At 63.4% G+C, this 26,396-nt stretch carries 30 protein-coding genes, 1 tRNA gene and 1 riboswitch; of the genes, 11 read left to right on the top strand and 20 right to left on the bottom strand.

What is annotated here, in order from left to right; genetic code table 11:
• Positions 1-275, top strand: a 275-nt coding sequence (locus tag GWC77_RS07500; protein ID WP_173256273.1) for a tlde1 domain-containing protein, incomplete at its 5' end; no start/stop codon positions are given.
• Positions 272-544, top strand: a complete 273-nt coding sequence (locus GWC77_RS07505) for a hypothetical protein (RefSeq protein ID WP_173256274.1) — start codon at positions 272-274, stop codon at positions 542-544. The genes GWC77_RS07500 and GWC77_RS07505, both read left to right, overlap by 4 nt.
• A 296-nt stretch (positions 545-840) precedes the next feature.
• Here GWC77_RS07505 and GWC77_RS07510 read toward each other — a convergent pair.
• The 9 genes from GWC77_RS07510 to GWC77_RS07550 form a co-directional block, all read right to left on the bottom strand.
• Positions 841-916, bottom strand: a tRNA-Lys gene (locus GWC77_RS07510).
• 84 nt (positions 917-1,000) lie between these two features.
• Positions 1,001-1,750, bottom strand: a complete 750-nt coding sequence (ybgF, locus tag GWC77_RS07515) for a tol-pal system protein YbgF (RefSeq protein WP_173256275.1) — start codon at positions 1,748-1,750, stop codon at positions 1,001-1,003.
• 18 nt (positions 1,751-1,768) lie between these two features.
• Entirely contained in the window at positions 1,769-2,272 is a 504-nt protein-coding gene (gene pal, locus GWC77_RS07520; protein ID WP_173256276.1) for a peptidoglycan-associated lipoprotein Pal, read from the bottom strand.
• 19 nt (positions 2,273-2,291) lie between these two features.
• Positions 2,292-3,584 carry a Tol-Pal system beta propeller repeat protein TolB gene (gene tolB, locus GWC77_RS07525; protein WP_173256277.1) on the bottom strand — a complete coding sequence of 431 codons (1,293 nt, stop codon included), beginning with the start codon at positions 3,582-3,584 and terminating at the stop codon, positions 2,292-2,294.
• Positions 3,585-3,694: 110 nt separating this feature from the next.
• Positions 3,695-4,708: a cell envelope integrity protein TolA gene (gene tolA / locus GWC77_RS07530; RefSeq protein WP_173256278.1), complete on the bottom strand. Its 1,014-nt coding sequence runs from the start codon at positions 4,706-4,708 to the stop codon at positions 3,695-3,697.
• Positions 4,705-5,154, bottom strand: a complete 450-nt coding sequence (gene tolR / locus GWC77_RS07535; RefSeq protein ID WP_173256279.1) for a protein TolR — start codon at positions 5,152-5,154, stop codon at positions 4,705-4,707. Before tolR ends, tolA begins: the two co-directional genes overlap by 4 nt.
• A 10-nt stretch (positions 5,155-5,164) precedes the next feature.
• Complete coding sequence (gene tolQ, locus GWC77_RS07540) at positions 5,165-5,842, bottom strand: protein TolQ (protein ID WP_173256280.1); 678 nt, start codon at positions 5,840-5,842, stop codon at positions 5,165-5,167.
• Between the two features lie 159 nt (positions 5,843-6,001).
• Positions 6,002-6,472, bottom strand: coding sequence for a tol-pal system-associated acyl-CoA thioesterase (gene ybgC / locus GWC77_RS07545; protein WP_173256281.1), 471 nt, complete (start codon positions 6,470-6,472; stop codon positions 6,002-6,004).
• Positions 6,473-6,597: 125 nt separating this feature from the next.
• On the bottom strand, positions 6,598-7,344 hold the full coding sequence (locus tag GWC77_RS07550; protein WP_173256282.1) for an SDR family NAD(P)-dependent oxidoreductase: 747 nt from the start codon (positions 7,342-7,344) through the stop codon (positions 6,598-6,600).
• 302 nt (positions 7,345-7,646) lie between these two features.
• Positions 7,647-7,746, top strand: a riboswitch (ZMP/ZTP riboswitch).
• Positions 7,747-7,917: 171 nt separating this feature from the next.
• On the opposite strand from GWC77_RS07550, the gene glyA reads away from it, so the two are divergent.
• The 7 genes from glyA (at position 7,918) to GWC77_RS07585 (ending at position 12,710) form a co-directional block, all read left to right on the top strand.
• A complete protein-coding gene (glyA, locus tag GWC77_RS07555) occupies positions 7,918-9,165 on the top strand; it encodes a serine hydroxymethyltransferase (protein WP_173256283.1) in 1,248 nt (415 codons plus the stop codon).
• 6 nt (positions 9,166-9,171) lie between these two features.
• A complete protein-coding gene (gene nrdR / locus GWC77_RS07560) occupies positions 9,172-9,651 on the top strand; it encodes a transcriptional regulator NrdR (protein ID WP_173256284.1) in 480 nt (159 codons plus the stop codon).
• Positions 9,652-9,815: 164 nt separating this feature from the next.
• Complete coding sequence (locus GWC77_RS07565; RefSeq protein ID WP_173256285.1) at positions 9,816-10,403, top strand: GspH/FimT family pseudopilin; 588 nt, start codon at positions 9,816-9,818, stop codon at positions 10,401-10,403.
• The gene (locus GWC77_RS07570) at positions 10,400-10,873 is read left to right on the top strand and encodes a hypothetical protein (protein WP_173256286.1); all 474 of its coding nucleotides are present in this window, start codon (positions 10,400-10,402) and stop codon (positions 10,871-10,873) included. Before GWC77_RS07565 ends, GWC77_RS07570 begins: the two co-directional genes overlap by 4 nt.
• 44 nt (positions 10,874-10,917) lie before the next feature.
• Positions 10,918-11,706, top strand: coding sequence for a PilW family protein (locus GWC77_RS07575; protein ID WP_367949013.1), 789 nt, complete (start codon positions 10,918-10,920; stop codon positions 11,704-11,706).
• Positions 11,703-12,245, top strand: coding sequence for a hypothetical protein (locus GWC77_RS07580; protein WP_173256288.1), 543 nt, complete (start codon positions 11,703-11,705; stop codon positions 12,243-12,245). Before GWC77_RS07575 ends, GWC77_RS07580 begins: the two co-directional genes overlap by 4 nt.
• Positions 12,246-12,710, top strand: a complete 465-nt coding sequence (locus tag GWC77_RS07585) for a type IV pilin protein (protein WP_173256289.1) — start codon at positions 12,246-12,248, stop codon at positions 12,708-12,710. It begins immediately after the preceding gene.
• Positions 12,711-12,814: 104 nt separating this feature from the next.
• Here GWC77_RS07585 and GWC77_RS07590 read toward each other — a convergent pair whose 3' ends face one another.
• From GWC77_RS07590 to GWC77_RS07610, 5 genes are all read right to left on the bottom strand, one after another.
• On the bottom strand, positions 12,815-13,276 hold the full coding sequence (locus tag GWC77_RS07590; RefSeq protein WP_173256290.1) for a DUF3318 domain-containing protein: 462 nt from the start codon (positions 13,274-13,276) through the stop codon (positions 12,815-12,817).
• A 73-nt stretch (positions 13,277-13,349) separates the two neighbouring features.
• A complete protein-coding gene (locus GWC77_RS07595; protein WP_173256291.1) occupies positions 13,350-13,685 on the bottom strand; it encodes a phage holin family protein in 336 nt (111 codons plus the stop codon).
• Positions 13,686-13,880: 195 nt separating this feature from the next.
• On the bottom strand, positions 13,881-14,183 hold the full coding sequence (locus GWC77_RS07600) for a YqjD family protein (RefSeq protein WP_173256292.1): 303 nt from the start codon (positions 14,181-14,183) through the stop codon (positions 13,881-13,883).
• A gap of 230 nt (positions 14,184-14,413) precedes the next feature.
• Positions 14,414-15,604 (bottom strand): acyl-CoA dehydrogenase, encoded by a 1,191-nt coding sequence (locus GWC77_RS07605; RefSeq protein ID WP_173256293.1) that lies wholly within the window; start codon positions 15,602-15,604, stop codon positions 14,414-14,416.
• Between the two features lie 75 nt (positions 15,605-15,679).
• Positions 15,680-16,495: an EAL domain-containing protein gene (locus tag GWC77_RS07610; protein WP_173256294.1), complete on the bottom strand. Its 816-nt coding sequence runs from the start codon at positions 16,493-16,495 to the stop codon at positions 15,680-15,682.
• Between the two features lie 185 nt (positions 16,496-16,680).
• On the opposite strand from GWC77_RS07610, the gene hmgA reads away from it, so the two are divergent.
• Together hmgA and GWC77_RS07620 are read left to right on the top strand one after the other, a co-directional pair.
• The gene (gene hmgA / locus GWC77_RS07615; RefSeq protein WP_173256295.1) at positions 16,681-18,024 is read left to right on the top strand and encodes a homogentisate 1,2-dioxygenase; all 1,344 of its coding nucleotides are present in this window, start codon (positions 16,681-16,683) and stop codon (positions 18,022-18,024) included.
• Positions 18,025-18,233: 209 nt separating this feature from the next.
• A complete protein-coding gene (locus GWC77_RS07620) occupies positions 18,234-18,737 on the top strand; it encodes a hypothetical protein (protein WP_173256296.1) in 504 nt (167 codons plus the stop codon).
• 19 nt (positions 18,738-18,756) lie between these two features.
• Here GWC77_RS07620 and GWC77_RS07625 read toward each other — a convergent pair whose 3' ends face one another.
• From GWC77_RS07625 to GWC77_RS07650, 6 genes are all read right to left on the bottom strand, one after another.
• Complete coding sequence (locus GWC77_RS07625) at positions 18,757-19,410, bottom strand: hypothetical protein (protein WP_254366865.1); 654 nt, start codon at positions 19,408-19,410, stop codon at positions 18,757-18,759.
• Between the two features lie 25 nt (positions 19,411-19,435).
• On the bottom strand, positions 19,436-20,830 hold the full coding sequence (locus GWC77_RS07630) for a selenium-binding family protein (protein ID WP_173256297.1): 1,395 nt from the start codon (positions 20,828-20,830) through the stop codon (positions 19,436-19,438).
• Between the two features lie 104 nt (positions 20,831-20,934).
• Positions 20,935-21,216 (bottom strand): DUF6566 family protein, encoded by a 282-nt coding sequence (locus tag GWC77_RS07635; RefSeq protein WP_173256298.1) that lies wholly within the window; start codon positions 21,214-21,216, stop codon positions 20,935-20,937.
• Between the two features lie 42 nt (positions 21,217-21,258).
• Positions 21,259-21,828 carry a hemerythrin domain-containing protein gene (locus tag GWC77_RS07640; protein ID WP_173256299.1) on the bottom strand — a complete coding sequence of 190 codons (570 nt, stop codon included), beginning with the start codon at positions 21,826-21,828 and terminating at the stop codon, positions 21,259-21,261.
• A gap of 104 nt (positions 21,829-21,932) precedes the next feature.
• On the bottom strand, positions 21,933-24,212 hold the full coding sequence (locus GWC77_RS07645; protein WP_173256300.1) for an FdhF/YdeP family oxidoreductase: 2,280 nt from the start codon (positions 24,210-24,212) through the stop codon (positions 21,933-21,935).
• A gap of 71 nt (positions 24,213-24,283) precedes the next feature.
• On the bottom strand, positions 24,284-26,272 hold the full coding sequence (locus tag GWC77_RS07650) for a glycoside hydrolase family 28 protein (RefSeq protein WP_173256301.1): 1,989 nt from the start codon (positions 26,270-26,272) through the stop codon (positions 24,284-24,286).
• Positions 26,273-26,396: the final 124 nt, after the last annotated feature.

Raw genomic sequence — 26,396 nt, forward strand, 5'->3', positions numbered from 1 at the left:
TGCAACATGCGCCGCGCGTCAATCAACAAACGCTTGTCAGCGTCAATCAACATCGGCATCATCAACCTCGCCGCGACATTCTCATCTTGTTTGTCGCGCGTCTCTCATCCAGATTGTCGCGCCACACGAATGGGCGTTTTGGCATCAGCGAAGGCTGCATCACGATTCTGTCGCAGACTCAATTCGACAAGCTGCGCCAGTTCCTCCTGGCGCAAGAGACGAAGGTGATTCCCGGCACGAACATCAAGTACTACGGAACGGTGGAGGTGAGATGAGGCGATTGCTGAGCGCGCTGCTGGCCGTCGTGCTAACGCTGCCGGTGTTTCTCGTTCTAACGCGAATCGATGCTATCCCCGGGTGGCTATACAGTGAACGGGGCTACGCTGTGCTCGATCCGCTGTTTCGCATGTTCGGCGCAGTGGGAGTCGAGGGCCACGAGGATGTCGTTGCTGGCGTTTTGTTGGTTGCCAGCTTCGTTGTCGCCGCGTTGATCGTATGGGGAGGCTCGGTCGTGTGGCGAATCGCTCGCCGTTCGAGCCAGTAGCCGGGGCCGGACGTTTAGCGGTTGTCGATGGCTCGTTCGTTTGCAACCGTCTGGTTGGCGCCATCCCGTCCGCAACCGTGCGTTTCGCACCTTGGGTGCATGGTTATTGACTGCAGCCGGCCGTTGCCAAACAGGGTAGCTGCATGCAATTGGCTGACGGACAGGCCGCGCGCTTCTTGACTTGCTTTCTCGCGTCACGCCATGGTACGACCCATCGGGGCCTTTGTTTTTGTAGAACGCGCGATCGGATTGTAGATGCGGAAAGGGCCGCGCAACGCGCAGCCCTTTGATTTTCTTGGTAGGCCGTACTGGATTCGAACCAGTGACCAACGGATTAAAAGTCCGCTGCTCTACCAGCTGAGCTAACGACCCGAAAGACGAAAAATTATAGAGGGGGGAGGGCAGATCGTCAAGCTTGGGCTCGCGCCGTCTTGCCATCCCGCCCGGCCCGCCTCCCTATTTGATCTGCCCCAGCTTGGTCTGCGCCGATTGCGCCACTTCCGAGCCGGCATACTGCGACACGATCTGCTGCAGCGTCTTGCGGGCCTGCGCCTTCTGACCTTGTTCCAGCTGATTGTTCGCGATTGCCAGCAACGCCTCGGGCGCGCGCGGATGCTGCGGGTAGTTCTTGACGATGTTTTGCCAGATCGCGGTCGAACCTTTGTAGTCCCGCTGCGCATAAAGCGCATTGCCGAGCCAGTACTGCGCCGTCGGCTGATAGGGGCTTTGCGGGTACTTCGCGATGAAGTCGCGAAACGATGCCGCGGCCGTCTTGAAGTCGCCCGCCCGGAATTCCTGCGACGCCTTGTTGAAAGCATCCGTTTCGCCCGGCTGCACCGTGCCCTGCACACCATCGACAGTCTGCTGCTGCGGCTCGAACTTCTTGAGCCGCCCGTCGAGATCGGTGTAGTAATCCTTTTGCTGCTTTTGCAGGGTGGTCAGCTGGTTGGCCATGTCCTCGTTTTGCCCGCGCAACGTCGCGACCTGCTGATTGAGCTGATCGATGCGATTGGACTGGTCGAGGAGCGCCCGCTGGGCCGCCGACAACTGGCTCGCGAGATTGTCGGTCTTGCTGCGCAAGTCGAGAATCGCCTGACGAGCCTGGTCGTCGTCGAATATGCCGGCGTGAGCAGGCAGCGCGACAAGCGCCGAGGCAGTCATGCCGGCGGCTGCGACGCCGCGCAGCCAGGAAAAACGGTGCTTCATATACGTCGCCTGTTACCTTTATTGATAGAGGATGTCCGCGCGGCGGTTTTGCGCCCACGACGCCTCGTCATGACCGGGGGCCAAAGGCTTTTCCTTGCCCAGGCTCACGGCTTCCATTTGCGAATCGGGCACGCCGAGTGTGCGCAGCGCGCTGCGCACGGCTTCGGCACGCTTTTGACCCAGCGCGAGGTTGTATTCGCTCGTGCCGCGCTCGTCGGTGTTGCCCTGAATCAGAATATGGCGGTCCGGGTGGCTCTTCATGTATTGCGCATGGGCCTGCAGCAGCGACTGGTATTCGTCCTTGACCGAATAGCTGTCGAAGTCGAAGTACACGCTGCGCTTGGCGAGCGGGCTGTTCGGATTGTTCAGCTCGTCGACGGTGACGGGCGCCACTGCGTTCGGATTCGGCTGTTGGCCGACCGTGCCAGTGGTCCCTTTGTCGTTGAGCTTCACACCCGAATGGCAGGCTGCCAACGCGCCCACGAGCAACGCTGCAAACACCATACGAAGTTTCGACATCATTTCTTACTCTCCTTGTGTGTCATTGCATAAACGGACCCCAGGACGGCTCGCGTACGCTGCCGCCCGGAACGGACAGGATTTGCCGCGTCCGACCGTCCGTCGAGACTGCGGCCAGCACGCCACGGCCGTTCACCTGAGTGGCGTAAAGAATGTACTGACCGTTCGCCGCGAAGCTCGGCGATTCGTCATGTGTCGTATCGGTAAGCGCCGTTGCCACGCCGCTTTGCAAATCCTGCACGTAGAGCTTGAATGCACCGCCGACGCGCGAAATATACGCGAGTTGCTTGCCGTCCGGACTCACGCGTGGGCTTGTGTTGTAACTACCGGTAAAAGTCACGCGCTGCGCCGCGCCCGCTTGCTCGCCTTGCGCGGGCATCCGGTAGATCTGCGGTTGGCCGCCTCGGTCGCTCGTGAAGTAGATCCATTGCCCATCGGGCGAGTAGGTCGGTTCGGTATCGATCGAGCTGCTCTGCGAAAGGCGCCGCAAGCCGCCGCCGTCAGCGTTGACCGCGAAGATCTGCGTGTTGCCGGTGCGCGAGAGCGCGACCGCCAGCGTGCGGCCATCCGGCGACCACGCGGGCGCACTGTTGTTGCCCTTCTGGTCCGAGATGATGACGCGTCTGCCCGTCGGCAAATCGTGGACATACACGATCGGCTTACGCTTTTCGAACGATACGTAGGCCACCTTCGCGCCGTCAGGCGACCACGCCGGCGAGATGATCGGTTCAGGGCTCGACAGCGCGACATGCACGTCTTGGCCGTCGGAATCCGAGACCTGCAACAAGTAGCGGTTGCCGCTCTTGACGACATACGACAGCCGCGTCGCAAACACGCCGCGCGTGCCGAGCAGCTTCTGATAGATGTAATCGGCGATTTTGTGCGCGGTCATGCGCAGACCGCTTTCCGGCGTGGTCAGCGACAGGCCGCCGAGGTTTTGCTGCTTGACGGTATCGTAAAGCTTGAAACGCACCTCGTACGTGCCGTTCGCGGCGCGCGTCACGCTGCCCGCGACGAACGCATCGGCGCCTTTTGCCTTCCAACCGCCGAGGTCGACGGAATCGGTCTCGGAGACCGGCGCGCTGCCTGCATCGATATTCGTGAATTTGCCGCTGCGTTTCAGATCCTCGCGCACGATCGCGCTGATCTGCTGCGGGGCGCTGGTTTCATTCGCGAAATTCGCCGTTGCGATCGGAAGTTGCGCCGAACCGGTGCCCGTCACGACGACGGTCAGCTCCGCGTTCGCGGCGCCACATGCAGCGATCAGGCACGACGCCACCCATGTTCTCAAGCCTAGCTTCGTCATCAAACTCATGCGAGAAATCCCAAAAAACAAGTTGTCACAACTGCAAAGAGACCGTCGAGTGCATCTTTCGTTCCCGCTTGCGGTCCGTCGCGTCGACTTTGCGACGCCCGCCGCGTTCGTTACTGCGGTGGCCTTACCTTGATGGAAAAGCTCGCCGGTGCCTGCCCGTTGGTATCGAGCGGCATTGGATCGGACTCCCGTACCGCACGCAGCGCAGCTTCGTCGAATGCCGGGTTGCCGCTGCTGTGCTGGATCGTTGCCGACAGCAGGGTGCCCGTCGGCGCGCAACGCACGGCGATCAGCGTTTCGAGCGAATTGTCCGGCGGCCAATGAACATTCGGGGCCACGCGCCTGCGCACTTTGTCCGCGTATCCGGGCGAGGCGGCCGTGCCGCCCGAGCCCGTTCCGGTGCCGCCCTTGGCGAGCCCGTTGCCGCTCGAGCTGTCGCCGGCGAGGCCTTGCAACTGCGCGAGGCGCGCGCGGCGCTCCTGGTCGAGCTGCTGCTGTTTTTGTTTCGCCTGCTGCTGCGCCAGGGCCTTGGCCTTTGCCGCTTTCTCGGCCTCCGCCTTCTTTTGCGCTTCGAGCTGCTGCTGCTTGAGTTCCTCTTCCTTCTGTTGCTTGAGCTGCTCCTGCTTTTGCTCCTGCTTTTGCTGTTCGGCCAACTGCTGCTGGCGAAGCTTCTCCGCCTGCTGCTTTTTGAGTTTGTCGGCCGCGGCCTTCTGCGCGGCCAGCTCGGCCTGCTGCTGAAGCTCGCGCTGCCGTTTCGCCTGCGCCTCTTGCTCGGCGAGTTGCCGCTGACGTTCCTGCTGCTCGAGCAACGCCGCTCGCGCGGCGGCTTCCTGCTGCTGGCGTTTTTTCTCCTGCAGCGCGATGTCGGCCTGCTCGTCCGGCGCCGGCGGAGCAGGCGGCGCTACACGCACGGGCGGGGCCGGCGGGGGCGGCGTCTGCTGCTGCGGAATATCGGTCCACAACTCGGCTTCAGCCCCCGCGGGCGTGCTGTTTTGCCAATGAATGCCGTGATAGAGGAACAACCCGAGCAACACGTGCATCAACAGCGCGAGCGTGAACGCGCGCGTCGTCCCGCGTTCGCGGGGCGGTTGCGGGGGGAAGGAATCCGACTTGCCGGGTTTCATTGCGATTTAACGAGCAGCCCGACGCGCTTGACGCCGCGCGCCTTCAAATCCGACATGACCTGCATCACGGCTTCGTACTTGACCGTCTTGTCAGCCGCGATGACCACTGGCTGATCGGGATGCGAGGCTTCGCGGTCGGTCACGAAGCCGTTCAGCTCCGCACGGGTCATTTGTTCCTGTTGCGTCGCGCCCGCGTCGTCCTTGTAACGAACGCTCATCTTGCCGTCCGCGCCAATATTCACCACGACGGGCGGTGTTTGCTGTTGCGGCGCGGCGCCGCCCACCGTCGGCAGATTCACGATCGACGGTGCGACGAGCGGCGCCGTGACCATGAAGATCACGAGCAGCACGAGCATCACGTCGATGTAAGGGACGACGTTGATGTCAGACATCGCGCGGCGGGAGCGGCTGCCGCGCATGGACGAACGATTGGTCGAGCCGGCCATCGCGTACTCCTTAATGCGCCTGGCGCTGCAAGATATTCGAGAATTCTTCGATGAACGTTTCGAAGCGGATCGCAAGGCGATCGATGTCGTGCGCGTAACGGTTGTATGCCACCACGGCCGGGATCGCGGCGAAAAGGCCGATCGCCGTCGCGGTCAGCGCTTCCGCGATCCCTGGCGCGACGTTCGCGAGCGTTGCCTGCTGCACGTTCGCGAGACCGCGGAAGGCGTTCATGATCCCCCATACGGTACCGAACAAACCGATATACGGGCTCACCGAGCCAACCGATGCCAGAAACGCGAGGTTGGCTTCGAGTGCGTCCATTTCGCGCTGAAACGCTGCGCGCATGGCACGCCTCGCGCCATCCAGGATCGCGCCTGGATCGTTCAGGCGCTTTTCCTTGCCTTTCAAGAATTCACGCATGCCCGATTCGAAAATTCTCTCGAGCGCGCCGATCGTATGGCGGTTGTTCGCCGCGCTCTGATAGAGCGCTTGCAGATCGCCGCCCGACCAGAAGTCGCGTTCGAACTGCTCAGTTTGCGCGCGGGCGCGCCGAATGGCAAACCACTTGCGGAAGATAAACGTCCATGACATCAGGGACAGCAGCAGCAAGAGCCCCATGACAGCCTGCGCGAGCACGCTCGCGTTGAGGACAAGAGAAATAATCGACAGATCTTGTGCGTTGTTCATAGATATTTTGCTTTTGGATCCGAAGGGCGGCCTTCACGGGCGGTAAGCCGCCGAAGCAGCTCCCAGTCGGCAATCTGAAAGCTCGGCGGCACGCGCAGCCGGGCTCCGATGGGTAACGATGCGGACAATACAAGGCCACTGACGAACTCTCAACGGTGTTCATGCATCGGCCGTTGACATTCCGGCGTGCACGACGCCGGGGCCTCGCCGCAGCGCTGCGAGTACCTCGGGTGGAATGGGCGCGGGTTTGAACGTGGCGCGCTCGACGCAGGCGACGCGAATCTCGCCGGTGGCAAGCAGGCGAGATTCGCACCACGCGTGTTGCACGAAATCGACACTCGCGCGACCGAGCCGCTCGATGTGGCTCTCGATCGTCAGCAGATCGTCCAGACGCGCGGGCGCTCGATAGTCGAGCGACGTGCCGCGTACGACGAAGACGATCCCGATCTCCCGATCGAGGCGGCCCTGTTCGATGCCGCACGCGCGGAGCCATTCGGTTCTCGCGCGTTCGAAGAACTTCAGGTAGTTCGCGTAAAAGACGATGCCGCCCGCATCCGTATCTTCGTAATACACGCGCAGCGGCCATAAGAAGCCGCGGCCCGTTGCTGGGCGACTGCTAGGCATATTCATGGGCGCATTTTACCGGAACCGGTACGACCATCTCGAAATTACATGGCGAGCGCAGGGCGCAGAGCGCCTGACAAGGTCGTCCGGCCATGCCTTCGAGCTCGGAGCATGGGCGCTGCCGGGCGGTTTCAGCCACGATGGATCGACAGGCCCGCGAACGATTGCGCCACCGGCATCAACTCGATCGTATTCACGTTCATGTGGGCGGGAAGCGTGGCGATCCAGTAGATCGAATCGGCGATGTCTTGCGGCGAAAGCGGCGTCACATCGCGGTAGACGCCGGCTGCCTTGGTGTCGTCTCCCTTGAAACGCACGTTCGAAAACTCCGTGCCGCCGCAGAGCCCCGGTTCCACGCAGGTGACGCGCACGGCCGTACCCGCGAGGTCGGCGCGCAGGTTCAGGCTGAACTGATGCACGAAGGCCTTCGTTGCTCCGTAGACGTTGCCGCCCGAATACGGGTAGCTGCCCGCCGTCGAGCCGAGGTTGAATATATGGCCCCGATCGCGCTCGACCATTCCTGGCAGCAGAGCATGGGTGACGGCGGCAAGGCCGGTGCAGTTCGTCTCGATCATCCGGTACCAATCGTCGAGATCGGCGCGCTGCGCGGGCTCCACTCCAAGGGCGAGTCCTGCATTGTTGACGAGCACGTCCACGGACGCGAAGGCCTCGGGCAGCCGCCCCGGCAACGCTTGTACGGCGGCGCGGTCGCGCACGTCGAGCTCGAGCGGCAAAAGTGCCGGTCCAAGCTCCTTGGCGAGCGCCTCCAGGCGATCGAGGCGGCGAGCGGTGGCGATCACGCGGTGGCCGCCATTGACGAAAATGCGAGCGATGGCCGCGCCGAAGCCGGCGGAGGCGCCCGTGACTAAAACGATCATTGCTGCTCCTGACTGGTCGAACCCGACAGGCCTCGTGGCCTTGCCGGAATAAGCAAGAACTACCGAAGGCGAAAAACGGAACGGGCCGATGATACCCGCCGTATCCCGGTCGCGGTATGAAGGTTCCCGATTCTTTCGAAATGCTTTCGAGTGGGCGGCGGGCGCGAGGCGGGGGCTGCGGGTACCTTTTGCGGCGGGGTCGGCGCGGGAAACGGTGCGCGCAAGCCCGCCGCGATGCGGTCGTGCCGGCACTGTGGCCGGCCAATTGCCTATTGGTTGCGCTGCCAGTACACTAACGCGCTCAACCCTTGCGTAACTGGCGATAACACCCTCCGGGGTCAAGGTGGAGCGACCCACCGTGAAGCGCAAGGTGCCGTTTTGCCGTTCGCCTGGGCAGCCGAAAACCGCGCGCGTTCGCTTGCGCTGCGGCGGTTGCCCCGCGGGTGTAACGGAGCTTCGACCATTCGAATTTTCCGCCACGCCAGTGCCGGCCCCTCCGCCATCCAGTGCAAGCGTACGATCGTATGCATTCCGCGCATTTCGGCCAACCTGTAAACCTTCAACGGAATCCGTATGTTTGACAGAGCCCAAAGCACCATTGCCGCCATCGATCCCGAGATCTGGCAGGCGATCGAACAGGAAAACCGCCGTCAGGAAGAACACATCGAACTGATCGCATCGGAAAACTACACGAGCCCGGCCGTGATGGCCGCTCAGGGCTCGCAGCTCACCAACAAATACGCCGAAGGCTATCCCGGCAAGCGCTATTACGGTGGCTGCGAATACGTCGACATCGTCGAGCGACTGGCGATCGAGCGCGTGAAGACGATCTTCGGCGCCGAGGCCGCGAACGTGCAGCCGAACTCCGGCTCGCAGGCGAATCAGGGCGTCTTTTTCGCGATGCTCAAGCCGGGCGATACGATCATGGGTATGAGCCTCGCCGAAGGCGGTCACCTGACGCACGGCTCGCCGGTCAACATGTCGGGCAAGTGGTTCAACGTGGTCAGCTACGGCTTGAACGAGGCGGAAGACATCGACTACGACGCCGCGGCCAAGCTTGCCGAGGAGCACAAGCCGAAGCTGATCGTCGCCGGCGCATCGGCGTTCGCGCTGAAGATCGACTTCGAGCGCCTCGCGAAAATCGCGAAATCGGTCGGCGCGTATTTGATGGTGGATATGGCGCACTATGCGGGACTCATCGCCGCCGGTGTGTATCCCAATCCGGTTCCCCACGCCGATTTCGTCACGACGACGACCCACAAGAGCCTGCGCGGCCCGCGCGGCGGCGTGATCCTGATGAAGGCCGAATACGAGAAGCAGATCAATTCGGCCATCTTCCCCGGCATTCAGGGCGGCCCGCTCATGCATGTGATCGCCGCGAAGGCTGTCGCATTCAAAGAGGCGCTCTCTCCTGAGTTCAAGGCTTACCAGCAGCGGGTGGTCGACAATGCGCGCGTGCTGGCCGAGACGCTCGTCAAGCGCGGCTTGCGCATCGTGTCGGGTCGTACGGAAAGCCACGTGATGCTGGTCGACCTGCGCGCGAAGAACATCACCGGCAAGGCGGCCGAAGCCGCGCTGGGCGCGGCGCATATCACCGTCAACAAGAACGCGATTCCGAACGATCCGGAAAAGCCGTTCGTCACGAGCGGGATCCGCCTCGGTTCGCCCGCCATGACGACGCGTGGCTTCGGTGCGCAAGAAGCGGAGCAGGTGGGGAATCTGATCGCCGACGTGCTCGAGAACCCGGAAGACGCGGGGACGATCGAGCGCGTGCGCGCGCAGGTTGCCGAGCTCACCAAGCGCTTCCCGGTTTATCGCTGAGCCATCATGCGCTGCCCCTTTTGCCGGCACGAGGATACTCAGGTCGTCGATTCGCGCGTATCCGAGGACGGCGCCGCGATTCGGCGCCGCCGCCGGTGTCCGGCCTGCGACAAGCGTTTCACGACGTACGAGCGAGTCGAGCTCATGTTGCCGGCGGTGGTGAAAAAGGATGGCAGCCGCACCGAATTCGATCGCCGCAAGATCGTCGCGAGCATGCAACTGGCGCTTAGAAAGCGCCCCGTTGCGGCGGACGCGATCGACGCGGCGGTTGCCCGCATCGAGTATCAATTGCTGGGCAGCGGCGAACGCGAAGTGCGCAGCGAGCGCCTCGGCGAGCTCGTGATGAACGAACTGCGTCAGCTCGATACCATCGCCTACGTTCGCTTCGCATCGGTCTACCGGCGCTTCGAGGATGTATCCGAATTCGAGGACGTCATCGAAGAGTTTCGTCGCGCCGCTCCCGCCAAACCGTCGCGCAAGCGTTGATCGGTCTCGTCGTTTCATCGTTTTTTCATTCCCTCGCACATTGACGTGACGCGCCATTGTCGGCGCGTCGATACTCGCTCGCCAGTCGGCCGAACGGACGATGGTGCTGTACGTGCACGTCCGCTAGATTGATCGAAATCGAACAACGGACAACGGAGCGGGGGATGCGGTTCGGTGCAAGTGGGGCAGGCATTGAGCGCCGACGTGCGCGGCATGCGGGTGGATTCACATTCGTCGAAACGCTGATCGTCTGCACTGTGATGCTATTGCTCGCGACGCTGGCGATACCGTCGTTTGCGACCTGGCAGCAACGCCAGCGCGTCGAAGCCAGCATGCGTATGCTGCTGGCGAGCATGTCGTACGCGCGCAGCGAAGCGGTTCGCATCGGTTTGCCGGTCGTGATTTGCCGCAGCGATGGGGATGGACGATGCGTCCATAACGGCAGATATGACTTCGGTCGGGACCGTGTCCCAGTCGATTGGGCGACGGGATGGGTCGTCGCGCTTGAAACCGGTTACGGACAACGGGTATTGCGCACGCATGTTCCGGCGCCCGGCGTGCGGATCAGCGGCGCGGCGCATGCAATCCGGTTCCGCCCGCCTTCCGGGCAGGTGATCGGCGGGTTCCGCAGCTTCGAAGTTTCGCCGACAGGCGTTCGTCACGGCGCGTCTGCGCGAGCCGCGAGCCGCTGCGTTTCGATCGCTGCCGGCGGCAGGGCGAGGGTGAGCGCCGGGTGCGGGCGGCACGTATGAGTGCCTCGCCGCGAGTCCCGAGCCGGCAAACCGGAGGATCGCTGCTCGAGGTTGCGATCGCACTGGGCATCGCCGCGTTGTCTCTTGCTGGCACGATCTCGAGCCAGCTCGTGGCAGTGCGTACCGAAAAGAGTTCAGCGCAGCGCGAGGTGGCATCGCTGATCGCGGCTTCGGCCGCCGATGCGCTGCGCGAACGATCCGCGGCGGCGGGTGGGATCGAATACTGGCGTGCCCAGGCCATGCGGGCATTGCCGCGGGGCGACATCGTCGTACGCGATGCGGGTGGCGGTGCCGCATTCGTCGCGGTGCGCTGGGCGAGTTCGCAAGCGAGTGGGCACGCGCTTGGGCGAGCGGGTGGGCAAGCGAGTGGGCGAGCGCGCCCGACACGTTTCGACGGATGTCCGCCCGAGTTCGCCGCCCCCGAGGTTTATTGCAGCGTAGCGCCTCTGTTTCTGGGGGCGAGGCCATGAGGCCGGGCGCCGCGCGCGGGGCGAAATCGATGAGGCGCGGCTCAGTGGGAAGGCGCTGCAGCGGGCATACGCTCATCGAGTTGATGGTTGCAACGGCATTGGGGCTCGTTGTTGTGACGATGATCGCGTCGCTCTTCCATGCGGTGCGTCAGTTTCATGCCGCGTCTGCCGATACGGCGCTGATGCGCGAAGCCGGTATGACAGCCCTGTTGCTCATGAGCGAGCAGATCCAGATGGCGGGGTTCGTGCCGCCAGGGTTACCGGCGCTGTCGGGAGACGTCGCGCCGGGACTATTCGGCTGTGCGTCGGGATATCCGATCGAAACGGCGAGCGGGCTTCGTTGCGAGCGCGATGCGAGCGGCTCCGACGGCATCGTGATCCGCTATGTCGACGATGCCGTGGCGACGTGGCCCACTGAAGCGGGGCAAACGACGGACTGTCTGGGGCAAGGTATCGGCCGAGCCGGAGAGTCGGTCGTCGTGTCCAATCGTTTTTTCGTGGGAACGTCGCGGGAAGGGGGCACCCCCGAGCTTTATTGCGAAGGCAACGGCGGTCTTGCCCGGCAACCGGCTGTTGCCGGTGTCGAACGGCTGGCTTTCGGGTATTGGATACGCGGGGCGGCCCGAGCCGTTCGTGCCGACGCCGTCGCGCCGAACGATTGGCAGCATGTCACTGCCGTGGAGATTTGTGTGCGTGTCCGCGGAAGGCGGGCGGCCGCACGCGGTCAGCACGTCGATTGCGACCCGATGGCGACGAGGTATTTCGACGGTCACGCTCGGCACGTATTCCGGCGCCGCGTTGCGATCCGGAATCACGAGCAGGCGGGCCGATGAGCAATGCGTCGGCAAGCGCTCCGGTGCCACGGACCGGTCGCGCCCGCTGTCTCGCCCGGCACGCATCCGGGGCGGCGTTGCCGGTTGCGCTCATGCTGACGTCGATGGTATCGGCGGCGGCCATCGCCTCGTTCGACGCGGCCATCATGGGTGCGCGGCGCGCATCGAACTTCGAGGAAGCGCTGCACAGCATGCAGGCGGCCCATGTCGCGCTCGAGCTTTGCCTCCAGGAGCACGAGGCCGGCCGCGCGCCGCTGCTGCTGCCGAGCCGCGCGGGGGCGATGCGTTGGCAAGAGCGCGATCCGTTCGCCGATGCCGCTGCATTTGCGCCGCTACCGAACTGGCCCGGTGGTCGCAGGCCGCCTCAGTGTCTGATCGAAGGGCTGCGTATTGCGCGGCGGCCGCTCGCGCGGGGATATGTCGTCACGGCGAGAGGCTTTGGCGCAAGTGTGGATGCGCAAGCGTGGGCACAGGTCTTCGTGGTTCGCGAAGCGGGTACGGAATCGCGCCACTGGCGCCGCATCGCGAGGAGACGGTAATTGAACGCCAGGGACGCTACACGCACGCCGACTCGCTGGGCCGCGGCATTCTCCCTGATCGAGTTGGTGGTTGCGCTGGCGATCGTCGCTGCGTTGGCCGCTTACGCGCTGCCGAGTTACCGCGAGCATGTGGCGCGCGCCCATCGCGCCGATGCAGCGATGGCGCTCTATCGCGCGGCGCAGTATCTGGAAGCGGGCTCGGACTCGCATACGAGCGGGGCGGCCGTCTTGCCGGCTGGACTCGATCAGGCGCCGCCTGTCGGCGCACCAGTCTATCGGCTCCATGTGGTCGATGGCGAGCGCGCGAGCGGATACTACGCGTTGGAGGCGCGGCCTGTCGATGCCGGCCCGATGGCGGGCGATGCATGTGGGACATTCATTCTGGATGTGCTCGGCGAGCGTATGAATCGGCGAGCTGGCTCGCGCGGCACCATGGACCCAGGCTGCTGGCTTGCCCGCCGATAGCGGCAACCGCGGACATCAACCGCGGACATGAACCTCGGAAGTCGAACCGATTCGACTCGACTCTCGGAGATAAGCGTACTCAGCGGTGCACCGCTGCAAGCGCGTTACGGCGCATCGCCCGTCTGCGTGGCGGACCGCTCGTGCTCGCGGTGGATTGCTTGCGCGAGAAAGCGATACCCCGCCCATGCGGCCGCGGCGAGGGAGCCCCACTTGATGAGCGGCTTGGTCCCGGCGGCCAGCGTCGCGCGAAGCGGCTTGGCCAGTATCAACGACGCGAGCGAGCTCACCAGCGGGTGGCCGGAGAACCAATCGGTCAGCGAGGCGTTGATGCTCTTGCCGCCCGCCCTCGGCCGACGGCTGGAAAAACCCGGGACGAACAGCTTCAGCCAGCCGAAGCTCGACAGACTATGATGAAGCTCCATACGCGCGTGCACGAACTCGGAACGCTCGACCTCGGCGCGCAACAGCAGCAGCTCCTTGCGGACCGTGCGCAATTGCGGCGAACTCAGGTCCTTGACGGGGCCGTGCGCGCGGGCACGTTCGTGATGTTCGGTAGTCTGGCTCATGGCGGGCAGTGAATCTCGGTTCGATTGGGGCGTTCAACGGCAATCAACGGCAACCAACAGCAACGACCGCCAATTAAGGCTGACGGAACATCTCGCGATCTTTCTCGAACTCGTTGAGCGTCGATTGAAAAACGATGGGCGCGTCGTGCAAACCGCTGCGTGCCTTGAGCGCGCACAAAAGTGCGCCGATTCCATAGACGCCGGTAATGCCCGCAAGAACTTGCCACCGATAGGTGTCCCAGAATGCCACGGCAATCAGGGCTGTCAGGCTGATGAGCGCCATCATCGCGAACATGACGGCGATGAGGCCGAGAAACAGTACGGCCAGAATGCGCTCGCGCTCTTCCGCGAGCTCGATGCCGATGAGTTCGAGCCGCGTTTGCAACAGCGCGTACAGCGAACTGAGCATCCGTCGCAGCGGTCCGTGCTGGTTGGCGGATGAATGCGGCGATGGGTTGTCGTCGTTTGGCATGAAGGTCGGACGGATTAGCGCATAACCCGCGCGGGCAGACGGCGCCGGCGATTTGCCGTACAGGCTCGCGGCCGACCGGGCCAGCTCGGCGGCAGCCTGACGGGTACCGGCGCGCCGGCCGGCGCACCCGGATTACTTGCGGTTGATGAGAAGGCCGAGCACCACGCCGAGCCCGGCTGCAACGCCAATAGCCGTCCACGGGTGTTCATGCACATAGTCGTCCGTCGCGCGCGCAGCCTTTTTGCCTTTCTCCACGACGACGACCTGGACGTCGGCCGCTTTTTCCTTGGCTTGCTTGAGCCGGGAGAGCGCGGTTTCGCGCAATTCCGAGGCGCGTTCGCCTGTGGCATTCGCGGCTTGCTTCAAGAGGTCCTCGGCATCCGCGAGGACGGTTCTGATATCGGACATCAATCTCTCCTTGTTAACTTCAGCCATTCGAATCCCCTAGTTTCCATCCACGCGTGCATCGTACCAAAGATAGGACAGCCGGCGGGCATATGCCACACCGCGATGCGCATGCAGAATCCATTCCCGGCCCGATTCGCATAAACGATGCGCCTCACCGGACGGCTTTATCGCAGACTGTGCGCGTCTTGAAGAAGTTTCGTCGGCGCGACGCCGAATTTACACAGGCACCGGCCGATATACGGACCGGTGCCATGCGCTCAGAAGAATGCTTGAATGCCCGTCTGGGCCCGTCCGAGGATGAGGGCGTGGATGTCGTGTGTGCCTTCGTAGGTATTGACGACTTCAAGATTGACGAGATGGCGCGCAACGCCGAATTCGTCCGAGATGCCGTTGCCGCCAAGCATATCGCGGGCAAGACGGGCAATGTCCAATGCCTTGCCGCACGAGTTGCGCTTCATGATCGACGTGATTTCGGACGCTGCGATGCCTTCATCCTTCATGCGGCCGAGGCGCAAGACGCCTTGCAAGCCGAGCGTGATTTCGGTTTGCATGTCGGCGAGCTTCTTTTGCACGAGCTGATTGGCCGCGAGCGGGCGACCGAACTGCTTGCGCTCGAGCACGTACTGACGCGCCGTGTGCCAGCATGATTCCGCTGCCCCGAGCGCGCCCCAGGCAATGCCGTAGCGTGCGGAATTCAAGCAGGTGAACGGTCCGCGCAAGCCGCTTACATTGGGCAGCATGTTCTCGCGCGGCACCAGGACATCGTCGAGTACGATTTCGCCGGTGATCGACGCGCGAAGTCCGACCTTGCCGTGGATGGCCGGGGCACTGAGGCCTTTCATGCCTTTTTCGAGGATGAAGCCGCGGATGGTGTCGTTGCCGTCTTCGTCGAGCTTGGCCCAGACGACGAACACATCGGCGATCGGCGAATTGGTGATCCACATCTTGGCGCCCGTCAGCACGTAGCCGTCTTCGACCTTGCGTGCGCGCGTGACCATGCTGCCCGGATCGGAGCCGTGATCGGGTTCCGTGAGCCCGAAGCAGCCAATCCATTCGCCGGTGGCGAGTTTCGGCAGATAGCGCGCCTTGTGCGCATCCGAGCCGAACTCGTAGATCGGCACCATCACGAGCGACGACTGCACCGACATCATCGAGCGGTAGCCCGAGTCGACCCGCTCGACTTCGCGTGCGATCAGGCCGTAGCTGACGTAATTGAGACCGGGCCCGCCGTATTCGTCGGGAATGGTCGGGCCGAGCAGACCGATGGCGCCCATCTCGCGGAAGACCTCGATATCGGTGCGCTCGTGGCGAAACGCTTCAGTGACGCGCGGCAGCAGTTTGTCCTGCGCATAGGCGTGTGCCGCGTCGCGCACCATGCGTTCCTCTTCGGTCAACTGCGCGTTGAGCAGCAGCGGATCGTCCCAGTGAAACCGGGCAGGCTCGGCCATCGTGATCTCCTTTCAGGTCTGTTGTCGCGAAAGCATCGCACCACCGCGCGAAGCGCTGGAGCGGGATGCCCCGCGTTAGCGGATCCGCGCGTGCGGCTCGAACAGCGGCCCTTGCACGAAGCGCGCGCCGAACTGCTGGAGCGCATCGAATTGCGCTTCCGTCGCCACTCGATCGAAGATCAGCGGAATGTGCAACCGGTTGGCGTAGGCGATGAGCGGCTTGGTCATGGCATCTCTCAAGACGGCTGCCCCGTCGATCTTCAGAAAGTCGAGCCGCGCCATGTCCGATACCGACATGATGTGTCCGGCATTCGGCAGATTACCCGCCACTTTGAACCCGAAGCGCTGGTAACTCTTCGTCAGATAGCCGAGAAACGTGCGATGGGCGACCGCGATACCGGGCAGTTCGATCACGATACGTGCGGGGTTGAGGCCGAGCGAGACGAGCACCGTGGAGAAGTGCTGGCCGTGATCGTACTTGACGCTCTTGAGCAGACGCTCATGCACGCGCAGAAAAAGCAGCCCGTGCTGTTGCGAGCCGAAAAAGTTGATTGCATGCAGCGTGCGCGCGAGGCGATCGCGCGCGACGAGTTCCCGATCGTCCTCGACGCCTTCGCAAGGATCGAACGGCGTGCCGCCGGGCGCGAGCGTCAGCGCCTGAAAGCCCAGCTCGTCGCCGAAACGGTCTGCACTGTCGGGCGCGGACCAGAGCGTTTGTATACCGTTCATGCTCACGTCGAAGATGGGCTGATAGCCGCTTTCGAGGCGCAAGCCGTCCAGATGAGCATAAGCAAAGCTCGGCGGCGTGTCGCCGCCGGGCGACAAGTGCTCGCGCAAGAAAGGATGAGCGGCAGCGTGTTCGAGGAGCGCGGGAATGGTCGGGGGGATCATGGGCAGGCGTGGGAGGGGTGCTGTGTCGATGGTAGCAGCACCCTGGCCGGCAGCATCGTTTCGTTACTTCGTCGTTACTTATATCGATATTGTCGGGTACTGCTCTATCAGGGTTTACGTTGAATCAACAATGAGTAATTGGTTTTACCATGCGTAAATCCAGAAGCACCACGGAGATAGGATTCATGCACTCAGCCTCTCCCCACAGCGGGCCTGACGGCTATCAGTCGGGTTTTGCCAACGAGTTCGCCACCGAAGCGCTACCCGGCGCGCTGCCCGTCGGCCGTAATTCCCCGCAGCGCGCCCCGTACGGGCTGTACGCCGAGCAACTGTCGGGGACCGCGTTCACGGCACCGCGCGCGCATAACCGCCGCTCGTGGCTTTACCGAATCCGCCCGGCGGCCGTCCACCAGCCTTTCGAGCGCATGGCGGCGGAAGACCCTGGCGGGGCCTCGCCGCGACTCGTCGCGAACTTCGCTCAAGTTCCGCCCACGCCGCCGAATCAGCTTCGATGGGATCCGCTGCCGCTGCCCGATGCGCCGACCGATTTCGTCGAAGGGCTCGTCACGATGGCCGGCAACGGCAGTGCCGCGGCGATGTCGGGTTGCGCGATCCATCTCTATGCGGCCAATCGCTCGATGCATGACCGCTTCTTCTATAGCGCGGACGGCGAACTGCTGATCGTGCCGCAAGCGGGGCGATTGGCGATTGCCACGGAGATGGGACGGATCGACGTCGAACCGTCGGAGATCGCCGTCATTCCGCGCGGCGTGCGATTTTCGGTGGCGCTGCCGGACGCAAGCGCCCGCGGTTACGTCTGCGAGAACTTCGGTGCACTGTTGCGCCTGCCCGATCTCGGACCGATCGGCTCGAACGGGCTCGCGAATCCACGCGACTTCCTTACGCCGCATGCCGCATACGAAGACCGGGAGGGTGCCTTCGAGCTGGTGGCAAAGCTCGACGGTTTGCTCTGGCGCGCCGATATCGGACACTCGCCGCTCGACGTCGTGGCATGGCACGGCAATTACGCGCCTTATAAGTACGATTTGCGCCGCTTCAACGCGATCGGCTCGATCAGCTTCGATCATCCGGACCCGTCGATCTTCCTCGTGCTGCAATCGCCAAGCGATACGCCGGGTGTCGATTCGCTCGACTTCGTGATTTTCCCGCCGCGTTGGCTTGCGGGCGAAGATACCTTCCGACCGCCCTGGTTTCATCGCAATGTCGCCAGCGAGTTCATGGGGCTCGTCCACGGCGTCTACGATGCAAAAGAGGAAGGCTTCATGCCGGGCGGTGCGAGCTTGCACAACTGCATGGCCGGACACGGCCCCGATGCGGCCACGTTCGAAAGGGCGTCGACGATGGATACGAGCAAGCCGCAAAAGGTGGCCGACACGCTCGCTTTCATGTTCGAGACGCGCACGTTATTGCGGCCAACGCGTTTCGCGCTCGAAGGCGCTCAGTTGCAGGCGCGCTACTTCGAGTGTTGGCAGGGGCTGCGCAAACGCTTCGACGCTGCCCGCCGATGACGAGGTTCGAAGAAGACATCGGATCGGCTTCCAAACGCCCGGGCACGGGGGTTGCGGCCCGCACAGTGTCCGTGCGGCAAAAATCGGACGTAAAAGCGGACTTGTCATGTTTCTGTCATGGCGTTGCGACAAGCTTTCGCGCTTTCGTCACTGCCCGGCGCCGCGCGGTAGGTCAGCTTACGCGGTGCATTATCGATCCGAAGTCCCTCATGTCTACGCCCGCCTTGCGTCGTGCGGCCCCGATCGTGGCCACGGCCGGCTCCGAGCCGGTCTGGATCGTGCCTCTCGGCGACCATGCCCACTATGACCATGTCCGCTTGAAACGCGTGTTCGGCGACGCGGACGATACGCACCACTGTGTCGTGATGGTCGACGCGCGCAAGTTGCTCGAATGCGCCGATCGCGACGACACCGACTACGTACTGCCTCCTGTCGGCGACTGGCACAACGGCAAGATTCGCGGCATTCGCGAGTTTCTCGATCCGCGCAACCCCCAAATTCCCTCGATGCCCTACGTGACGATCGCCGCGCGCCGCTCGCGGACCTGGCTGGGTCTATTCGGCCTCGAGCGGGAGGGTGTGGTCGGATTCCGCAACGGGCAGCACCGGGCGCGCTATCTCGCGCATGCGGGTGCCGAAGCGTTTCCCGTCGAAGTTCACGAGCGCGAGGCTCGCCTGCTGACACTGTTCTGCGGCGCGACGGTGGCGGCGTGAACGCGCGCAGGACCCGGTTTCAGCCGAACGCCATCAGGAACGTACCGGCCGCGACGAGCGCGGCCGACCAGAGCCAGTCGAAGTTGATCCAGCCGCGCCGCAAGACGCCGAGCCCCACATACCGATAGGCAACGAACGCGAGGATCCCGCTGGTCGCGGTTGCCACGGCCGTATGCAGCAGCGTGGCCGCGGCGGCAGGACCGAGCGGGCCGCCCGGCGGTCCGAAGGCGCCGCTCGTGCAAAGCGGCATCAGCGCCGGAACCAGCATGAGCCCGGCGCCATGCAGCGTGGCCGTTGCGGCGGACCACAAGGCCAGCCCCGCAAATCCGGCCGTCATACCGACTGCGATGCGGTGGCGATGCCCGTAGAGATGGTGATAGATGCCCCATGCGATCAGCATAGCCCCGAGCGCGAGCTGCATATGCAACGTACGCGCGAGCACGCCGAACGCGAGCGCCGAACTCGTCACGGCGAATACCGACACGGCGTGTCCGAGCGCAAGCGGCGGCAGCGCGGCCCAAAGCGCCTGGCGACTGCCGCGCTGCAGCCCGAGCGCAGTCGCGAAGAGCCATCCCATGGCCGGATTGACGCCGTGAAAGACGCCGCTGCCGGCGATGGCCATCCAGCTCATCGCGGCGTTGGCGGCGCTTGCCGCGCTCAGTGTCGCACTCATACGGACCCCACGCCTGCGCGATGTCTCACGGGTAGCAGTACGAATCCGACGACGCATCGCCGCCTTCGAGCCGGATCTGATGCGGCCGATGCGTGTCATGCCACGGCAGATAGAACTCCCGGTCGAACTCGAGGCCGCTGCCGGCGGGCGCATCGAGCTTGACCATCCAGCCGGCGATGCCGTCGGGATAGAACTGTTCGTCGATCGCACCGTAAAGCGAGTTCGTGAAGTAGACGCGTTTGCCGTCACGGCTGACTTCGACCATTTGCGGTCCCCCGTTGAGCGGACGGCCGTCGGCGCACGGATGCGTGGCGCGCGAGGCGATGCCGCCCACGCGCACCGTGCCCGTCAACTCCGGATGAAACGGATCGGAAACGTCGTAGCGGCGCATGTCGCCGGTGCCCCAGCAGGCGACGAACAGCGACTTGTCGTCGAGCGAAAGCGCGATATCGGTGACGAGCGGCGGGACGGCGGAAAACCCCTTGAGCATCGGCGGCAGGATCGCCGGGTCCGCCGGTTCGGCCGGAATTTCGATGATTTTGCGCGCGGCCCAGCGGTTGCCGTCTCGATACCAGGTCCAGATCGATGCCGACAGGTCCTTCAAACTGATGACCGAATTGACGAAGCCGTAGGCCTGGGTCGGATCGTGCGCCGGCCGCAACTCGAAGACGAGTTGATTTTCCGCACCAAAGTCGACCGTTTGCTGGTGTTTGCGTGTGTTGAGATCCCAGAAGTGCAGCCGATGGCCATACTTCCCGCCGAGCAGTACTTCGGGCACGAGGCCGTTTTCGAACGTGGCCGGCAGCCCCCATTCGCTGGACACGAGCGTGTCGAAGCCGAGATGCCACCAGGCATCGTAGGCGAGCTCTTGCGGTCCGCGCTCGATTTCCCAGCGGCCGCGGACGTCGAACGTCTCATGATCGATGAGCATGACACCGCCGGGCGCTTCGCCCTCGGCATTCGCGAGCGCGGTCACGTAGATTCCCTGCGGGCCGCAATGGACGGTATGCGGGCGCGTATAGCCCGCTTTGCGTTTGAGCTCCTCGGGCTCGATCACGCGTACGATGGCCGGGCGGCGTGGGTCGGGCTTCGTATCGAGGATGTGGATGCGCGACGAGCGCAGCCCCGGTACGACGAGATAGCGGCGCTCGGAGTGCGGGTGGGGTGCGTTCGGACACAGGCACGAACTGCAGGCGTTCCAGCCGAAGTGATGCAGCTCGTCGCCGGTATTTGGCATGGCGACGCGGTGAACGATGGTGCCGTAGCTCGGCGACTTCGCATCGAGATCGACGACGGCGATTTCATCGGGCGTTGCGCGCTTCGGGTCGAAGCTCGCAACATAGGCCAGCGTTTCCGGGGGAGCGTCTGCGGCGAGCCTGGCAGACGGGTAGAACGTCGGATCGGGTTTCCAGGACGGCATGAGCCTCTCCAAGAGAGGGGGGGAGGCTCACTATCGTAGGTGGCCGTCGTATGGAAAATCAAGGAACCGTTTGGAATAAGGTAAGGCCCGGTCAGGTGGGACCCTCATCTCGGCCGCGCCGGGTTACGAAGGGCGAGCACTCCGTCGCGCTGATCCAATAGGTAGCGCGCGTGTTCGATGCCCGCCCGTTGCGCTTCTTCCCGGGTGCTCCAGAACGGTACGACGGTCTCGGGTACCTGCAATTGCACGGGTTGTCCGTCGCGTTCGACAGCGATGACGGCGTGCCAGCTGTTGCGCTCGTTGCGCTGCGTATGCACGGTCACGCTATAGCCGCGATACACGAAGCGCTCGGGTGGAAACTCGTCGCAATCGGATGGGAAGGACATAAGCGGGTGCCCGTGTCGGACAATGCGCGGCGGCGCTGCGGCTCATGCCGCGCGCGCGTGTCGATTGCCCCTGACGAGCCGCGCCACGCCGCAGGCGAGCACGGTCGCCACGACGGCTGTGGCGACAGGGAATGTACCGGCCGTGTTGACTACCACCTCCAGGGGATGTTCTCCCAGCAGTTGCATTCGCCGGCGCGTCATCTGCGCGCCCAGCGTGCGCAATTCGGGACCGAGTGCGCGCTCCGCGAGAGGTAGCAGCCTCGTTTCCTCATCGGCGACATGGTGCAGGGTATCGCGCATCAACTCCATGAAGAGCGAGTCGTATGCGGCGTTCTCCGGCCCCATGCCGCGCAGTTTCGCGATGATTTCGCGCAGTTGGTCATGCTCCGACTGGCTCTTCTTCAGCGTTTCGTCAGTCGGTGCGATGCGCGCAAGGGCAGGGTAGAAGATTTCTTCTTCGAGCTGTGCATGTATTTCAAGCGCTCGGCAGACGGAGGTGACGATCGCGCGTTTGCGCCACCATGCGGTTTCGCTACCGTAGCGATGAAATGCGGCTACGGCGTGGGAGTGATCGAGACGAATCATCGTCGTGATGGTGGGCACGTAGGGCATGGTATGGACCTCTCAGGGTGAGACGCGGCAAGGAGCCGTTCGCGTTCCGCCGAGCATGCTTCGTTCCCGCGCGGCACCGTCACGGTAAGGCAGTCGCGCGCGTACTAGACGATCCGCACCGGGATCGACTTCGCACCCGGGACCTTGCTTTCCTTAGCGTAGTGCCAAAGCGGGAGCAACACGTTGCATTCCGGGTAGTAGCCGCCGATACAACCCTCGGGTATCGCATACGCTTTGATCTCGAGCCCTTCGAGGCGCCGGTCGATTCCGTCGTCGGCGATCGTCTGCAGCGTCACTTTCTGGCCTTCGTGCAAATGACGTTTTTCGATATCCGCTTTATTCATCAGAATGACCATGCGCGTATTCTTCACGCCGCGAAAACGGTCTCCGATGTTGTAGATCGTCGTATTGAACTGGCTGTCGCTGCGCAATGTCATGAGACGCAGCGCCTCAGGTACTTTCTCCGGCATGTCGGGGTCTTCGCCCAGCGAGTTGGGCGTGAGGAACTCGGCCTTGCCGGATTGGGTTTTCCACTGGCGATGACGGGCGGCAATCGGCCGGTGGGAGCCGCCCGGCTGCCACATGCGCGCGTTGAAGTCGTGGAAGATGTCGGGATAGGTCTTCGCAATTTCGTCGCGCACGAGCGAGTAGTCGTCGCGCCAGGCGTCCCAGTCGACGGTGGAATGCTCACCCAGCGTTGCTTTGGCGATGCCCGCCACGATGTATTGTTCCGGCCGGGCTTTTTCGCTGGCGGGTTCCGTGACGCCCTTCGAGCCATGCATGCAGCCCGTGCTGTCTTCCATCGAAACGGCTTGTTCGCCTAGTGGCGTACGGTGAATTTCGATTCGGCTCAGGCACGGAAGGACGTACGAGACTTCGCCGTGCACGAGGTGGCTGCGATTGAGCTTCGTCGCCACACTGACCGTCAGTCGCAGACGTGTCCATGCCGGCTCTGTCCGCAGCCGATCCGGTACCGAGCGTACGAGATTGCCGCCCAGATTGACGACGGCTTTCACCTCACCTTTCAGCATTGCTTCGAACGCTTCGACTGTATTGAGCCCTTTGCTCCTCGGGGGCTCGAACGAGAACTGCGTCGCGAGCTGATCGAGCGGTGCCAGTTCCGGCTTCTCGGTGATGCCCACCGTGCGCTGGCCCTGCACGTTGGAGTGTCCGCGCACCGGCGACGGGCCGGCGCCCGGCTTGCCGATGTTCCCGCGCAACAGCAAAAGGTTGGTGAGCATACGGACGTTCTGCACGCCGAGCCGATGCTGCGTCAAACCCATCCCATAGTGCGCCATTACCGCGTTGGCCCGCATGTATTCGCCGGCCGTATCGAGCAGCGCAGCACGCGTGAGGCCGCTTACACCTTCGATCTCGCTCCAGTCGGTTGCCCGCGCATAGGCAGCGAACTCGTCGAAGCCGATCGTGTGTTCGTCGATAAAGGCGACATCGATGACGCGAGGCAAGCCCTGCGCTTTGGCCTGATCGTCCGCTTCGATGACCGCCTTGCAGATGCCGAGGATCGCGGCCGTGTCGCCGCCCGTCTTGACCTGATGGTACTGGGTGCTGACCTGTGTCTGCGCGGGTGTCAACATCTGCACGGGCGACTGCGGGTTCGCGAACGAAACGAGGCCCGGCTCGACCAGGGGATTGAACGTAATGATAGGGACGCCGCGTTTGCGTGCTTCCTGCAGCTGGTGGAGCATTCGGGGACTGTTGGTGCCGACGTTCTGTCCGAAGAAAAACATCAGGTCGGTTTTTTCGAAGTCTTCGAGCGTGATCGTGCCGACTCCGACTCCAATGGCTTCCTTCAGTCCGACGCTGGTGCTCTCGTGACACATGTTCGAGCTGTCGGGAAGGTTGTTGCAGCCATACATCCGCACGAAAAGCTGATACATGTATGACGTTTCGAGGGATGCCCGTCCCGACGTGTAGAAGACGACGCTCTTGGGATCGAGCGCGGCCAGTTCCCGGCCGATCTCGCGAAAGGCGTCGTCCCAGCTGACTTCGACGTATCGATCGGTAGCAGCGTCGTACCTCATTGGCGCGGTGAGTCTTCCGGCCTCCTCGAGGTCGTGGTCGTGCCAGTGCAGCAGCGAGCTCACCGTGTTGAGTTCGAAGAACTCGGGTGTCATGCGCTTCGCAGTGAGATCCCACGCGGTCGCTTTTGCTCCGCTTTCGCAGAACTCGAACGTGTGAGGATCGGCCGGCTTTGCCCAAGAACAGCTGACGCACATGAATCCGTCGGGCTTGTTCTGCTTGAGCAGAACCGCACTGTCTTTTAGCGAGACCTTTTCTTGCGCGAGGATGTTCGTGACCGCTTTCAGCGATCCCCAACCGCCCGACGCGAACGGATAGGATGGGCTCTTGTTTGCCTTGCTCATGGCGGGATGCTCCGGAGAAACTGCGCTACGCTTCGTCGCGAGCAATCTCCATTCCATCCCGCCCCGAGGGCTCAGCGTTTGTCGACGATCGTCGTATTGACGGTCTGGCCAGCGATGACCGTATTCGAGAGCGTGATCGCGTTCACGTTGTAGGCATAGACCGGCCCGGGCGACGTGACCGTGGCAGGACCTGCCGCGACCGGCGTGCCGAAGTCGCAGTTGCTGATCGAGACGCCCGAAATCGGCGCGACGGCCGGCGCGGGTGTGGGCCCGTTGTAGTCGAATGCGACGGGACCTTGCGCGACGATCGCCTGAAAACAGGAGCCGGTTACGCCGTTCAACGTCACGTTGCTCGCCTTGACGTCCGATATCGTGACGTTCTGCACGACGGGCGGCCGCGTTCTGACGGCATCGTTGGCGGGCTGGTAGTCGCAGTCGAATGTGACGATTCCGCCTTGGGCCGCCGCCGGATTGCCGGCCGCCGGCGTGACGACGCCCAGCGGCACGCTCGCGTTGATCGGACTGCCGGCGAGAAACGCGCTGCCGTAGCCACCGCCTTTGAGACTGACGCCGTTCGGCAGCGTCACGCCTTTGACGTGGAAGTCCTTCACGTAGCCGCCGCGATTCATGTTCGTTTTCACGCGAATGGCGATATTGAGCGGATTGGTTTGCCAGTTTGCGTTGAGCATCGACAGGTTCGTCGCGAAGATCTGCTCGACGCCGCCGCCCATCTCGCTGCCGAGCGTGATGCCGCCATGACCGCTGTTCATCGTGCAATCGCGAATCAAATGGCGTTTGGCCGGGCCGTATTCGGTGTCGAGGTTCTTGCCCGATTTGATGGCGATGCAATCGTCGCCGGTATTGAACGTGCAGTTTTCCACGAGGACGTTGGTGCACGCCTCGGGATCGAACCCGTCGTTGTTGGGACCGATGCTGTCTGTCGTCACGCCGCGAAACACGACGTTCATGCAGGCCGTGGGATGGTGCTGCCAGAACGGCGTGTTTTGCGTCTGGTAGTTTTCCATCAGCACGTTCTTGCAGTTGATGAATTCCACAAGGCAGGGGCGCAGATAATGGCCGAGCCCGAAGATGCGTTTTTCGACGGGCACGCCGGCTTCGGAGAGCGCCGGCAAGTAGTTCTGGTCCTGTTGCCAGGGGGTGCTGGGCGAGGTCAGCAGCGCATAGAGCGCGTCGGAGATACCGGGCGCCACGAGGCGCAAATCGACGTTGTTCGGGTTGGGATACGTCTGGCTCGGCACCGATGCGCCCGCTCCGTAGGCGCCCGACGAGCCCTTGTACGTCCACCAGCAGACGCTGTTGTTGCCGCTGCCTGAGAACGGCGTCATGGCTTGGCCATTGAGCACGGAACTCGGACCTTCGCCCGTCAGTGCGATGTTGATGGCGTTGCGCGCATAGACCGGAGCGCCGAAATTCAGGCAGTCGTCGGCCTGCCAGCGGCTGTAGTAGAGCCGGCCGTTGGCGCCGCAATCCACGGGGCCGTCCTTCGCATAGTCGGCAGGGTTCGGGCTGAAATAGATCGTGCAGTTCGCGCTCAGGTGAAAGCGGACGTTGCTTTGCAGGACGATCGGTCCGGCGCAGTACCAATTGCCGGGCGGGACGACGACACGACCGCCGCCTTCGCGGTGGCAGGCGTCGATGGCGGCGAGGAAGGCCGGGCGCGAGTCGAATGCATTGGGAGCGGGCGTCTTGTCGGAGCCTGGGCTGACAGGCGACTTGGCCAGATTCGTGTAGGGCGAGGTGGCCGCCACCACGCTCACGGATTGAGCGCCGTAAGCCGTCACGTCGTAATCGCGCGGACGAAAGAGCGTCTTCGAAACATGGGCCACCATCGCCGCGATCCTCGCGGCCGCGCCGTGTTCGCCCCAAATGAGATCGACCTGGGCAATGTTGGGTGCCGCAGCGAACGCGCGCACGGCGCTCAGCGGTCCCAGCGTCCCGGCAAGTGCCGCACCGCCGAGGCCGACGAATGCGCGGCGCGTGAGGCGGACGTTCGATAAGGCGGAAATCGACGATGCACGACGACGGCTTTTTGCTGTCATTTGGAACGCCTCCTGGATAGGATCGGCGAGCGGCAAGGGACGCGCGGCCCGCGCGAAGTCTTATGTTGTCGTACTACGTCGAGCAGTTTAGTTCCGAACCGTTCGGGCTGAGAGACCTCGTAAA

Origin of the sequence: Paraburkholderia sp. NMBU_R16, from assembly GCF_013282575.1 — a bacterium.
Lineage (GTDB): Bacteria > Pseudomonadota > Gammaproteobacteria > Burkholderiales > Burkholderiaceae > Trinickia.

Bases quoted from the DNA above. Each gene is read 5' to 3' on its own strand.
- hmgA (WP_173256295.1), top strand. From the start codon at position 16,681: ATGCACTCAGCCTCTCCCCACAGCGGGCCTGACGGCTATCAGTCGGGT.
- tolA (WP_173256278.1), bottom strand. From the start codon at position 4,708: ATGAAACCCGGCAAGTCGGATTCCTTCCCCCCGCAACCGCCCCGCGAA.
- GWC77_RS07595 (WP_173256291.1), bottom strand. From the start codon at position 13,685: ATGCTCAGTTCGCTGTACGCGCTGTTGCAAACGCGGCTCGAACTCATC.
- GWC77_RS07605 (WP_173256293.1), bottom strand. From the start codon at position 15,604: ATGGCCGAGCCTGCCCGGTTTCACTGGGACGATCCGCTGCTGCTCAAC.
- tolQ (WP_173256280.1), bottom strand. From the start codon at position 5,842: ATGAACAACGCACAAGATCTGTCGATTATTTCTCTTGTCCTCAACGCG.
- GWC77_RS07640 (WP_173256299.1), bottom strand. From the start codon at position 21,828: ATGCCCTACGTGCCCACCATCACGACGATGATTCGTCTCGATCACTCC.
- nrdR (WP_173256284.1), top strand. From the start codon at position 9,172: ATGCGCTGCCCCTTTTGCCGGCACGAGGATACTCAGGTCGTCGATTCG.
- GWC77_RS07650 (WP_173256301.1), bottom strand. From the start codon at position 26,272: ATGACAGCAAAAAGCCGTCGTCGTGCATCGTCGATTTCCGCCTTATCG.
- tolR (WP_173256279.1), bottom strand. From the start codon at position 5,154: ATGGCCGGCTCGACCAATCGTTCGTCCATGCGCGGCAGCCGCTCCCGC.
- GWC77_RS07625 (WP_254366865.1), bottom strand. From the start codon at position 19,410: ATGAGTGCGACACTGAGCGCGGCAAGCGCCGCCAACGCCGCGATGAGC.
- GWC77_RS07550 (WP_173256282.1), bottom strand. From the start codon at position 7,344: ATGATCGTTTTAGTCACGGGCGCCTCCGCCGGCTTCGGCGCGGCCATC.
- GWC77_RS07580 (WP_173256288.1), top strand. From the start codon at position 11,703: ATGAGCAATGCGTCGGCAAGCGCTCCGGTGCCACGGACCGGTCGCGCC.
- GWC77_RS07600 (WP_173256292.1), bottom strand. From the start codon at position 14,183: ATGGCTGAAGTTAACAAGGAGAGATTGATGTCCGATATCAGAACCGTC.
- GWC77_RS07635 (WP_173256298.1), bottom strand. From the start codon at position 21,216: ATGTCCTTCCCATCCGATTGCGACGAGTTTCCACCCGAGCGCTTCGTG.
- GWC77_RS07590 (WP_173256290.1), bottom strand. From the start codon at position 13,276: ATGAGCCAGACTACCGAACATCACGAACGTGCCCGCGCGCACGGCCCC.
- GWC77_RS07620 (WP_173256296.1), top strand. From the start codon at position 18,234: ATGTCTACGCCCGCCTTGCGTCGTGCGGCCCCGATCGTGGCCACGGCC.
- glyA (WP_173256283.1), top strand. From the start codon at position 7,918: ATGTTTGACAGAGCCCAAAGCACCATTGCCGCCATCGATCCCGAGATC.
- tolB (WP_173256277.1), bottom strand. From the start codon at position 3,584: ATGAGTTTGATGACGAAGCTAGGCTTGAGAACATGGGTGGCGTCGTGC.
- GWC77_RS07610 (WP_173256294.1), bottom strand. From the start codon at position 16,495: ATGATCCCCCCGACCATTCCCGCGCTCCTCGAACACGCTGCCGCTCAT.
- GWC77_RS07565 (WP_173256285.1), top strand. From the start codon at position 9,816: ATGCGGTTCGGTGCAAGTGGGGCAGGCATTGAGCGCCGACGTGCGCGG.
- pal (WP_173256276.1), bottom strand. From the start codon at position 2,272: ATGATGTCGAAACTTCGTATGGTGTTTGCAGCGTTGCTCGTGGGCGCG.
- GWC77_RS07505 (WP_173256274.1), top strand. From the start codon at position 272: ATGAGGCGATTGCTGAGCGCGCTGCTGGCCGTCGTGCTAACGCTGCCG.
- GWC77_RS07570 (WP_173256286.1), top strand. From the start codon at position 10,400: ATGAGTGCCTCGCCGCGAGTCCCGAGCCGGCAAACCGGAGGATCGCTG.
- GWC77_RS07630 (WP_173256297.1), bottom strand. From the start codon at position 20,830: ATGCCGTCCTGGAAACCCGATCCGACGTTCTACCCGTCTGCCAGGCTC.
- ybgF (WP_173256275.1), bottom strand. From the start codon at position 1,750: ATGAAGCACCGTTTTTCCTGGCTGCGCGGCGTCGCAGCCGCCGGCATG.
- GWC77_RS07645 (WP_173256300.1), bottom strand. From the start codon at position 24,212: ATGAGCAAGGCAAACAAGAGCCCATCCTATCCGTTCGCGTCGGGCGGT.
- ybgC (WP_173256281.1), bottom strand. From the start codon at position 6,472: ATGAATATGCCTAGCAGTCGCCCAGCAACGGGCCGCGGCTTCTTATGG.